The organism is Draconibacterium sp. (assembly GCF_041583095.1).
Lineage (GTDB): Bacteria > Bacteroidota > Bacteroidia > Bacteroidales > Prolixibacteraceae > Draconibacterium.
The window spans coordinates 16,240-27,166 of record NZ_JBFHGM010000039.1 but is presented as its reverse complement, the minus strand read 5'-3'; the positions used below and the strand labels follow the sequence as shown (position 1 = coordinate 27,166).

Sequence of the window (10,927 nt, the reverse complement as noted above, 5' to 3'; positions counted from 1 at the left end):
ATAAAGCCCACTTCGCCTTCAACGCCAAATTTTTCGTTTAATTCGTCTATGTTCATTTTTATTTAGTTTTTGAGGATCTAGAATCCAGTATCTAATATCCAGAATCAATAACTTACTTGAAAACGATTCGGGTAATCATCTCATCTCCTGCATTCTCGTTAATACGCCTACAAATTTCTTCGCGCATTAAAAACAGTTCATTCTTTACCACTGAAGAAGTTATCTCTACATATAAAATCCGGTTTTGGATATAAATATTTCGGGTGTAGCGTGCTATGGTTTTTCCAAGCAGGTTTTCCCAGTTCTGAACTATATCCACTTCTTTTAATTTCCGCTCGATGCGGTTTTCCTCGATATACTGTTTTAAAACCTCGCTTAACGATTGTGTATTACTTCGTCTCATTTTGCCAGTTCTACTTTTCCGTTTTCTACTTTAAAAATGCGATAATCGGCATCCATCTTTTTAATAATTGTGTCGAGATGTTCGCGATTGGTATCTGTCAGAAATATCTGTCCAAACTGTTCGCCTGCTACAGCAGTAACTATTTGCTCCACCCGATGCTGATCCAGCTTATCAAAAATATCATCCAGCAAAAGGATTGGATTTATGCCTGAAATCTCTTTTATGAACTCGAATTGTGCCAGTTTCAGTGCTACCAGGTAGGTTTTTTTCTGTCCCTGCGATCCCAGTTTTTTTATCAGGTAGTCGCCAATTTTAAGTTGCAAATCGTCTTTATGAATACCCACAGTCGTGTGTTGCACTACCCGGTCTTTTTGCAACGAAACTTTTAGCAGCGTTTCCAGATCGGTATCATACAAATCCGACTGATGTACCAACTCTACAACTTCGTTTCCTCCCGATATATAATTGTAGTATCTTTGAAAAACCGGAATCAGCTTTTCTACAAAACGTGTTCGTTCTTCATGAATCCGTGTTCCGTATTCCACCAGCTGATCGTCCCAGATACCCAGCAGTTCTCCGTCGAAATAACGATCACTGGCAAATTGTTTCAGCAAATTATTTCGCTGCATCAAAGCCCTGTTGTATTTTAACAGATCGTCGAGGTATGTTTGGTTGTATTGCGAAATTACACCGTCCATAAATTTGCGGCGCTCGTCGCTTCCTCCCAAAATCAGGTTTACATCCGACGGCGTGATCATCACCAAAGGCAGCAGTCCAATATGTTCCTGCAGTTTTTTATAAACCTTTGCATTGCGTTTAAACTGCTTTTTCTGCCCTTTTTGCAAACCACAATTGATGGTTTCTTTCGAATTCATCCGGCTGTAATTCCCGTTCAGCATAAAAAAGTTCTCTTCGTGATTGATATTCAGCTGATCGGTAGCATTAAAAAAACTTTTGCAAAACGACAGGTAATAAATGGCATCGAGCATGTTGGTTTTCCCGGCGCCGTTCTTACCAATAAAACAAATCAGTTTGGGCGAAAATTCAGCCTTCACCTCCAGAATATTTTTAAAATTTACAATTGAAATCTCTTCAATATGCATTATCTATTACTTTGTTTTCGTTCGTACAAAACTAAATAAAAAGCCTGCACATTTCTGAAATGTTGACAAAAAGCACTTAATAACAATGTTATGTTGATTATTCTGGAAAATAATAGATGCATTGGTTTAGCTGTTTTGAAAAAAAAGCTATTTTTGCGGCACAATTTTGAAAAAGAGACAAATGGCAAAGAAGAATGTAGAACAAGCCGATAATTTACAGGAACTTGAAAGTGCGCTAACAAAAACGGAACAATTTGTTGAAGATAATTCGAAGATCATCAGCTATGTGGTTGGTGGAATTATTATCGTTGTTGCCGCTTACCTTGGGTTTAACAAGTTTTATGTACAACCAAAAGAAGACGAAGCCGTATCGCAAATGTTTATGGCCGAGAATTACTTCGAAAAAGATTCGTTTAACCTGGCTATCAACGGCGACGGTAACTACCTGGGATTCCTTGATATTATTGATGATTACGGTATTACAAAATCGGCTAACCGTGCAAAATACTACACGGGTATTTCGTACCTGCACCTTGGTGAGTACGAAACTGCACTGGATTATTTAAATGATTTTAAAACCGATGATTTATTGCTGGCTCCGGTTGCCGAAGGTGCAAAAGGCGATGCTTACCTTGAATTGGGTGAGACAGATAATGCATTAAAACAATACAAAAAAGCTTATTCAGTAAGCAATAACGAATTAACAACTCCGGTTTATATGATGAAAGCAGCTAACCTACTTGAATCAACAAACAAGCTGGAAGATGCACTGGCCTTGTACGAAGATATTAAAGCAGAATATCCGCAGAGTTCGGAAGGTACAAATGCCGACCGTTACATTGCCCGCATCAAAACAAAATTGAATTAAAAAAGAATTCAAACGATAGTTAAACCCCTCTTCGGAGGGGTTTTTTGTTTGTATAAACATTACTTTTGCTTTATCAGCAATACAAAAAGACAGAATTATGGCAACAAAAGATTTATCAGCATACGATATTAATTCGGTACCATCGGCAGAAAACATGCGTTTTGGCGTGGTAGTAGCCGAGTGGAACTGGGAAATTACATCGGCACTGGCCAACGGCGCTGTTGACACTTTAAAAAAACACGGTGCCACCGATGAAAACATTTCAGTAAAATATGTTCCCGGAACTTTTGAGCTTCCGCTGGGCGGTCAGTATTTTGCCGAACTGGATAACGTTGATGCGGTAATTTTGCTGGGCTGCGTTATTCAGGGCGATACCCGCCACTTCGACTACATTTGCGAAGGCGTAACACAAGGCACAAAAGATTTAAACCTGAAATACAACAAACCTTTTATTTTTGGTGTTCTAACTACCAACAACGAACAACAAGCGCTTGACCGCGCCGGAGGCAAACTGGGCAACAAAGGCGACGAAGCGGCCATTACTGCCATAAAAATGGTAGCGCTGCAACAATCGTTTAAATAAGTGAGTCGCTAATTTCAGAATCCGTCAACTAACTAAGAACTGAAATTATCAGGTCGAACTTATCCCGATTGCAGCCATAGGGATTGAAAGGGTTCTAATCCCTTCCCTTTGTTTGAGCAAATATAAATTACGACATGAAACAGGTTCTGCACATAAAAAATATGGTTTGCAACCGCTGCATAAAAGTGGTGAAAGAGGAACTTGAAAAGCTCGACATTCAGATCGAAACCATCGAACTGGGGAAAGTTGGTATCTCCGAAAATCTCGATAAAGACCAAACCAAGGAAGTGCGCTCGGTACTAAACGAAAATGGTTTTGAGTTGATGGATGATAAAAAAAGCCAGCTGATCGACCGCATAAAAACCATTATCATTGAAAAAACGCATTACTCAACCGATGAAAAGGAACCGGTTAACTTCTCGGAGGTGATTGCCGGAGAAGTTGGTCACGATTACTCGTATTTGAGTAAGTTGTTTTCTTCGGTTGAAGGAATCACGATTGAGAAATACATCATCAATCAAAAAATTGAAAAAGTGAAAGAGTTGCTCGTTTACGGCGAGCTTACCCTGAATGAAATATCCTATCAACTGGGCTACAGTAGCGTACAACACCTTTCGAACCAGTTTAAAAAGGTAACCGGACTAACACCTTCGCATTTTAAAAAACTTAAGGAAAACAAACGTAAACCGCTTGACGAGGTTTAGCAAAACACGAAACTTTTTTTTCCTCTCTTTTTCTCCGGATAATTACCATCTCACCAGATGGCGCAGATTTGCACATAACAAACCTTCACTCAAATGGATGAAGGGAAAATCAGCGATAACTGCGTGAAACACCAAAATCTTATAAATCATTTCCAAAATCGTGTAACAAAGTCCATCCTTCTATTGCTTTACTTTGTATTGTAATATTTTATAGAATGCAAGCAGGACAATATATACTAAAGTTTTTAGGCGATTTCGCCACCATTTTAGGAGAAATGGCTCCCTATCTTTTACTTGGATTTTTCTTTGCAGGACTATTGTATGCGTTTATTCCACGCGAAAAAATAGACAAGTATTTTAATGGTTCACCATTTCGCTCCTCTGTTTTTTCCTCATTATTAGGAATTCCGCTGCCATTGTGTTCGTGCGGGGTAATTCCTACCGGAGCGGCTTTGTATAAAAACGGTGCATCAAAAGGTGGTACTGTTTCATTTCTGATTTCGACACCACAAACCGGTGTCGATTCTATTTTGGCAACGTTTTCGCTTATGGGATTACCATTTGCCATTATTCGTCCGATTGCCGCCTTGATTACCGGAATTTCAGGAGGTTTAATAACAAGCGTAATTACAAAAAAAGAATCGGTACTACAGCAAACTTCAGATACGGTTTCAAAACCAAAAACACTTGGACAGAAAATTAAGGACGTTTTTCGCTACGGTTTTGTGGAGTTTATTCAGGATATATCAAAATGGCTGATCATTGGTCTGGTTCTGGCCGCGATTATTTCAGCCTTGATACCAAACGATTTCTTTGAACTGTTGAACCTGTCGCCAATACTGCAAATGTTGCTGATTCTGGCAGTATCAGTTCCCTTGTATATTTGTGCAACCGGATCGATTCCGCTGGCAGCTATACTTATTCTAAAAGGAGTTAGCCCTGGAGCAGCGTTTGTTTTGCTTATGGCCGGACCGGCTACCAACGTTGCTACAATTACCATGATTGGAAAAGTACTCGGAAAAAAGAGTCTGTTCACCTATCTCGGAACTATTATAATTGGTGCCCTGGGATCTGGCCTAATCATTGATTATCTGTTGCCTGTGCAGTGGTTTACAGAAATTACCCAACAACATTTGGGACACGACCACGGAACTCACCTGAATTGGTGGCAAATTGCTTCGGGAGTTTTACTGCTGGGATTGATGATAAATGGTTACATCCAGCGATATAGGACTCCAAAAAAACAATCAGAAACACAAGTAAATTATACTATGATGCAAACAAAAACGATTAAAGTGGAAGGAATGACTTGCAATCATTGCAAAGCGAATGTAGAAAACAACCTCAATAAACTGGCGTTTGTTGACAATGCAGTGGTAAACCTGGTCGACAAATCAGTTACTCTGGAAGGTAATGATATCGACTTGGAGAAAGTAAAAGAAACGGTTGAATCGATTGGCTACAAAGCAGTATAAACAAAAACAGGTTAACGTTTTGTTAAACGGTTGGCAATTTAATTTAAACCTTTAGTTTTGTAGAACGTTTATTTAGTGAGATTAAAATTATAAATGATAAGAAAACTCAGCCATATTATTTTAGCATCCCTATTGTTGGTCACAACAATGGGAATGGCTGTGAGCAAACATTATTGCCACAGCTCATTGGTTGATGTTTCTGTTTTCGCAAATGCAGATTCATGCTGCGACGACGGTGGTTGCTGTACCAACGACAATCATTTCTACCAGGTAAAAGAAGATTTTTCGGCACCGGTAATTTCTACAATTCCGTTACTTGCTGAAATTGATGTCTTGAATCAGGCGCTTCTGGATCCTGACATTTTATTTCCAAACGAATTAACTGAAGAATTCGAATTAACAAACGATCCACCTCCGCCAACCGTGCTGGAATTACTTGCTGAAGAGCAATTGTACCTTTTATGAAATTATTATGATAAATCATCTGATCATGACTACTCATGGTCCCGATTTTCTATTGTATTAATTTCATAGCTAAAAAGGTATGCTAAATAAAATCATAAAATTTTTCCTTGAAAATAAGCTGGTTACAATACTGGTACTAATCCTTTTGGTAAGTTGGGGAATCATCACCTCACCGTTTGGATGGGATACAGGAGTTCTGCCAAAAGATCCGGTTCCGGTTGACGCCATTCCTGACATTGGAGAAAACCAGCAAATCGTATTTACTCAATGGATGGGGCGATCGCCTCAGGATATTGAGGATCAGATTTCTTATCCGTTAACGACTTATTTACTGGGTATTCCGGGAGTAAAATCCATTCGCAGTTCATCCATTTTCGGATTCTCAAGTATCTACATCATTTTTGATGAAGATATAGAATTCTATTGGTCACGCTCGCGAATTCTCGAGAAGTTAAATTCATTGCCGTCGGGCCTTTTGCCTGATGGTGTTCAGCCTGCTCTTGGTCCTGATGCCACAGCACTTGGGCAAGTGTATTGGTACACCATTGAAGGTCGTGACAAAAACGGAAATCCTACCGGAGGATGGGATTTACACGAAATCCGTACGGTACAGGATTTTTTCGTCAAGTATTCGTTGAATGCTGCTGAAGGGGTTTCTGAAGTTGCATCTATTGGCGGCTTTGTGCAGGAATACCAGATCGATGTGAATCCCGATGCGTTGAAAGCCTACAACATTCCGCTGCATAAAGTAATGCAGGCCGTTCAGAAATCGAACCGCGATGTGGGTGCTAAAACCATCGAAATCAACCAGGCAGAATACCTGGTTCGCGGATTGGGTTACGTAAAAAGTGTTGGCGACATTGAAAAAGCCGTGGTTGCGGTTCAGGACAATGTACCTGTTCATGTAAAAGATATTGCAGTTGTTAGCCTCGGTCCTTCTACCCGTCGTGGTGCGCTTGACAAAGACGGCGCCGAAGTTGTAGGAGGTGTTGTGGTTGCCCGTTACGGAGCCAACCCGCTGCAAGTCATTAACAATGTAAAAGCAAAAATTGCCGATATAGCACCAGGGTTGCCATCAAAGGTTTTACCCAACGGAGTAGAAAGTCAGCTTACCATTGTGCCGTTTTATGATCGTTCGGGATTGATCTACGAAACATTGGGAACGCTGGAAGAAGCCCTCTCTCTGGAAGTGCTGATCGTTATCCTTGTGGTTATCATCATGGTTTATAACCTGAGGGCTTCGCTCTTGATATCAAGCTTACTGCCAATCTCTGTTTTAATGGTGTTTATTGCCATGCGCTACTTTGGCGTGGATGCCAATATTGTGGCGCTTTCAGGAATTGCTATCGCCATTGGAACCATGGTCGATCTGGGGGTAATTCTTTCGGAGAATATTATAAAACACACGAAAGAAGCACCTCCGGAACAAAAACTGATTACAACAATTTATAACGGTTCGGCAGAAGTTAGTTCTGCAATTTTAACCGCAGTTTCAACAACAATTGTGAGTTTTATACCGGTATTTACCATGCAGGCTGCAGAAGGAAAACTATTTATTCCGCTTGCCTTTACCAAAACGTTTGCACTGATTGCGGCACTGATTGTTTCGCTGTTTATAATGCCCGCGCTTGCCCACTGGTTTTTCGGCGTTCGCATTAACAGCAAAGCTATCCGGAAGTGGGTAAATATCATCTTAATTCCGATTGGTATAATTCTGCTGGTTTTTGGACAAATCTGGGGAGGAATGATGATCCTTACATTTGGTTTGGCAGGTACACTGAAGGAAGTTAGAAGTCGGAAGACAGAAGACAGAAATCTGGAAACTGGTAGTCATAGTTGGAAGACTCGCTTGCAGAAAGTCTTCAGTTTCTTGTTGGAATATCTGGAAATCTTCATTGTACTTATCGGCGTTACCTGGTTATTGGCAAAATACTGGCTTCCGCTGGGGCCAACAAAAAGCCTGGTAATGAATGTGGTTTTTGTAGCCTTTCTTCTTATCATGATTCTGGGCGCATTTGCATTGCTTGAATATTTCTACAAAAAAATATTAACCTGGTGCCTCGATCACAAAGCAGCGTTTCTTTCTATCCCTACCTTTTTGATTATTGTGGGAATAACAGCCTGGATGGGCTTCAATACTCTTTTTGGATTTGTAGCCCGCGGATTTGATAAAGTTGGATGGAACATTCGCGCAACTGAAGTTTGGTCTACACTGGCACATGGATTTCCGGGAATTGGCAAAGAATTTATGCCGTCGCTGGATGAAGGAAGCTTCTTGCTGATGCCGACTTCAATGCCACACTCGGGTGTTGCTTATAACCGTGAGGTTTTGGGCCAGCTGGACATGCTGATTTCCAATATTCCTGAAGTGGAATTAACTGTAGGAAAACTTGGGCGCGTGGAATCTGCACTGGATCCGGCACCAATTTCGATGTATGAAAATGTAATTAACTATAAACCGGAGTATATTCTCAACGAAAAAGGGCACCGCATGCGGTTTCAGGTGGATAAAGATGATCTTTTTGTTTTGACAAACGGAGAAAAACTTAGTAATGAAGATGCCTTGCAACAAGGAATTACGAGGGAAGATCTCATTCCTGATAAAAACGGAGACTATTTCCGTAACTGGAGGGAGAAAATCAAATCGCCCAACGATATTTGGGATGAGATTGTAAATGTTTCCAAAATTCCAGGCGTTACTTCGGCACCAAAACTGCAACCCATCGAAACAAGGCTGGTGATGTTACAAACCGGTATGCGCGCACCGATGGGAATTAAAGTGTACGGACCGGATTTAACAACCATAGAAGAATTTGGTCTGCAACTGGAAGACATATTGAAAACGGTTCCTTCGGTTAAAGCTCAGGCTGTTTTTGCCGACCGAATCGTTGGAAAACCATACTTGTTGTTCGACATTGACCGGGATAAAATCTCACGTTACGGATTGAACGTGGAAGATTTACAACAGACCATTGAAACGGCTGTTGGCGGAATGAAAATTACTTCCACGGTAGAAGGACGCGAACGTTTCCCGGTTAGAGTACGTTATCCGCGTGAATTACGCGACGACCCTGAATCGCTCGGAAAAATATTGATGCAAACACCAACCGGCGCGCAAATTCCGCTGAGCCAGCTGGTACATATAAAATACCAACGAGGTCCGCAAGCCATAAAAAGTGAGGAAACTTTTTTGGTGGGTTATGTTCTGTTTGATAAAAACGACGGATTCTCGGAAGTTACTGTAGTTGAAGATGCCCGAAAAGTCATTCAGGAACGAATTGATGCCGGAGATCTTCAAGTTCCTGCAGGCGTTAGTTATAAGTTTTCAGGAAGTTACGAAAACCAGGTACGAGCCGAAAAACGGCTTTCAATTGTCGTTCCGCTGGTATTGGCTATCGTATTTCTGATTCTTTATTTCCAGTTTAAATCGGTAAGCACATCGCTGATGGTATTCTCCGGAATTGCCATGGCATTTAGTGGTGGTTTTATGATGCTTTGGCTATACGGCCAAAACTGGTTTGTCGATTTTACCGTTTTTGGAACCAACATTCGTGAACTTTTCCAAATGGGTACCATAAATCTGAGTGTGGCGGTTTGGGTAGGATTTATTGCGCTGTTTGGTATTGCAACCGACGATGGCGTGCTAATGGCAACCTATCTTGATCAGAGTTTTGCCAGAAACAAAACCGACAACCGGAAAGGAATTCGTGCCGCAGTGGTAGAAGCCGGACAACGCAGAATTAAGCCTGCGGTGATGACATCGGCAACAACAATCATAGCCCTGCTGCCGATCTTAACTTCAACCGGCCGTGGGGCCGACATAATGATTCCGATGGCCATCCCGGCATTTGGAGGGATGATTTTTGCTGCCGTTACCTATTTTATTGTTCCGGTATTGTATAGCTACCGCGAGGAACGTAAACTTAAAAAGATTCAGTCATGAGCAAAATAATAACAATTATAATCGTACTCATTTCAGTGATCAACGCTACACAGGCGCAAACAAATCAAATTTCTGCATCCGCGCTACCCCTATCCCCTAAAGGGGAAAGCCAGGCCGCAGAAAAAATTCTCCCCTTGAGGGGAGTTAAAGGGGTGAGTAACGGGAATCAAGTTGCGCAAACACTGGAGAGCTACTTTGAAATAGCTGCCGAAAATAATCCGGGATTGCAAGCGAAATACAAGGATTTTGAGGCTGCGCTGCAAAAAGTACCGCAGGTGAGTTCATTGCCCGATCCAACCTTTTCTTTCGGCTATTTTATATCGCCGGTAGAAACGCGTGTTGGCCCGCAACGGGCAAAATTCTCGTTGAGCCAAATGTTCCCGTGGTTTGGAACTTTGGAAGCCCAGTCTGATGCTGCTTCGTTGATGGCCGATGCAAAATACCAGGTATTTCTCGATGCACGCAACCGACTTTATTACAGCGTTTCAGAAGCATATTATCCATTGATTGAGTTGGGCCGGTTAAAAGCAATTGAACAGAGAAATATCGAAATTCTGCAATCGTATAAAACCATTGCCAACTCGAAATTTAAAAACGGAGTTTCGCCAATGACCAATGTATTGCGGGTTGAAATTATGCTGAAAGATGCACAGACCAATCTTGGCATTCTGAATAAAAAGGAAAAGCCGTTGCTGGTAACATTCAACAACCTGCTCAACAGAGACGTGAACGAAGCGGTAATTGTACAGGATACGCTGACTATGGAAGTAGTGCCTGAAAATTTCAGGAGAGATTCGTTGCTCATCAACAATCCAATGCTTGACGCAATCGATCTGAAACAGCAGGCAAGCGAAAAGAGTGAGTTGGCAGCACAAAGACAAGGACTTCCAAAAGTGGGTGTTGGTTTGGATTATGCAATTGTCGGAAAACGCACCGATATAGAAGTGGAAGACAATGGCAAGAACATATTCATGCCTATGGTTTCGGTTAGTATTCCAATTTTCAGAAAAAAGTATAAAGCAGCTGAAAAAGAAGCGCAACTGATGCAGGAAAAATATTCCTTTCAAAAGGAAGAAACCATCAATTCGCTTACCTCGGGATATGAATCCATTTGGTTTCAAATTCAGCAACAAAAAGATTTAATCGATTTGTATGAGGCGCAGATCCTTGAAACCGGACAAACGCTGAACCTCCTGTTTAGTGCTTACGGAAATTCGGGTAAAGATTTTGAAGAGGTACTACGCATGCAGCAACAACTGCTTAAATACGAAAAAATGAAAGCCATGGCAGAAACGCAATACCAAACCGCTTTGGCAAAACTAAATTACATCACGGCAAAAACATATTAACGATGAAACGAACCATAGAAATACATTTTATTGA

General features: G+C 41.2%; 9 protein-coding genes. 7 read left to right on the top strand and 2 right to left on the bottom strand.

Translation table 11 applies throughout. The annotated features are described in order from the left end of the window. Positions 1 to 112: 112 nt before the first annotated feature. Both ABZB17_RS05880 and ABZB17_RS05875 read right to left on the bottom strand, forming a co-directional pair. A complete protein-coding gene (locus tag ABZB17_RS05880; RefSeq protein WP_372648546.1) occupies positions 113 to 403 on the bottom strand; it encodes a DUF721 domain-containing protein in 291 nt (96 codons plus the stop codon). Continuing rightward, on the bottom strand, positions 400 to 1,506 hold the full coding sequence (locus tag ABZB17_RS05875) for a DNA replication/repair protein RecF (protein WP_372648544.1): 1,107 nt from the start codon (positions 1,504 to 1,506) through the stop codon (positions 400 to 402). The genes ABZB17_RS05880 and ABZB17_RS05875 overlap by 4 nt, the downstream gene beginning before the upstream one ends. 181 nt (positions 1,507 to 1,687) lie before the next feature. On the opposite strand from ABZB17_RS05875, the gene ABZB17_RS05870 reads away from it, so the two are divergent. The 7 genes from ABZB17_RS05870 to ABZB17_RS05840 all read left to right on the top strand — a co-directional run bounded on the left by ABZB17_RS05870 (position 1,688) and on the right by ABZB17_RS05840 (position 10,893). Continuing rightward, positions 1,688 to 2,374, top strand: a complete 687-nt coding sequence (locus tag ABZB17_RS05870) for a tol-pal system YbgF family protein (protein WP_372648542.1) — start codon at positions 1,688 to 1,690, stop codon at positions 2,372 to 2,374. A 97-nt stretch (positions 2,375 to 2,471) separates the two neighbouring features. Next, positions 2,472 to 2,957 (top strand): 6,7-dimethyl-8-ribityllumazine synthase, encoded by a 486-nt coding sequence (gene ribH, locus ABZB17_RS05865; protein ID WP_303918520.1) that lies wholly within the window; start codon positions 2,472 to 2,474, stop codon positions 2,955 to 2,957. Between the two features lie 134 nt (positions 2,958 to 3,091). Next, positions 3,092 to 3,661: a helix-turn-helix domain-containing protein gene (locus ABZB17_RS05860; protein WP_372648540.1), complete on the top strand. Its 570-nt coding sequence runs from the start codon at positions 3,092 to 3,094 to the stop codon at positions 3,659 to 3,661. 215 nt (positions 3,662 to 3,876) lie between these two features. After that, positions 3,877 to 5,136: a permease gene (locus ABZB17_RS05855; RefSeq protein WP_372648538.1), complete on the top strand. Its 1,260-nt coding sequence runs from the start codon at positions 3,877 to 3,879 to the stop codon at positions 5,134 to 5,136. A 93-nt stretch (positions 5,137 to 5,229) separates the two neighbouring features. Further along, entirely contained in the window at positions 5,230 to 5,601 is a 372-nt protein-coding gene (locus ABZB17_RS05850; RefSeq protein ID WP_372648536.1) for a hypothetical protein, read from the top strand. A 79-nt stretch (positions 5,602 to 5,680) separates the two neighbouring features. After that, positions 5,681 to 9,544: an efflux RND transporter permease subunit gene (locus ABZB17_RS05845; protein WP_372648534.1), complete on the top strand. Its 3,864-nt coding sequence runs from the start codon at positions 5,681 to 5,683 to the stop codon at positions 9,542 to 9,544. Next, positions 9,541 to 10,893 (top strand): TolC family protein, encoded by a 1,353-nt coding sequence (locus ABZB17_RS05840; RefSeq protein WP_372648532.1) that lies wholly within the window; start codon positions 9,541 to 9,543, stop codon positions 10,891 to 10,893. Before ABZB17_RS05845 ends, ABZB17_RS05840 begins: the two co-directional genes overlap by 4 nt. The last annotated feature ends 34 nt before the right edge of the window (positions 10,894 to 10,927 follow it).

Excerpts from the sequence above, each read along its gene's own strand:
- ABZB17_RS05880 (WP_372648546.1), bottom strand. The coding sequence starts at position 403 with ATGAGACGAAGTAATACACAATCGTTAAGCGAGGTTTTAAAACAGTAT.
- ribH (WP_303918520.1), top strand. The coding sequence starts at position 2,472 with ATGGCAACAAAAGATTTATCAGCATACGATATTAATTCGGTACCATCG.
- ABZB17_RS05855 (WP_372648538.1), top strand. The coding sequence starts at position 3,877 with ATGCAAGCAGGACAATATATACTAAAGTTTTTAGGCGATTTCGCCACC.
- ABZB17_RS05860 (WP_372648540.1), top strand. The coding sequence starts at position 3,092 with ATGAAACAGGTTCTGCACATAAAAAATATGGTTTGCAACCGCTGCATA.
- ABZB17_RS05845 (WP_372648534.1), top strand. The coding sequence starts at position 5,681 with ATGCTAAATAAAATCATAAAATTTTTCCTTGAAAATAAGCTGGTTACA.
- ABZB17_RS05840 (WP_372648532.1), top strand. The coding sequence starts at position 9,541 with ATGAGCAAAATAATAACAATTATAATCGTACTCATTTCAGTGATCAAC.
- ABZB17_RS05870 (WP_372648542.1), top strand. The coding sequence starts at position 1,688 with ATGGCAAAGAAGAATGTAGAACAAGCCGATAATTTACAGGAACTTGAA.
- ABZB17_RS05875 (WP_372648544.1), bottom strand. The coding sequence starts at position 1,506 with ATGCATATTGAAGAGATTTCAATTGTAAATTTTAAAAATATTCTGGAG.
- ABZB17_RS05850 (WP_372648536.1), top strand. The coding sequence starts at position 5,230 with ATGATAAGAAAACTCAGCCATATTATTTTAGCATCCCTATTGTTGGTC.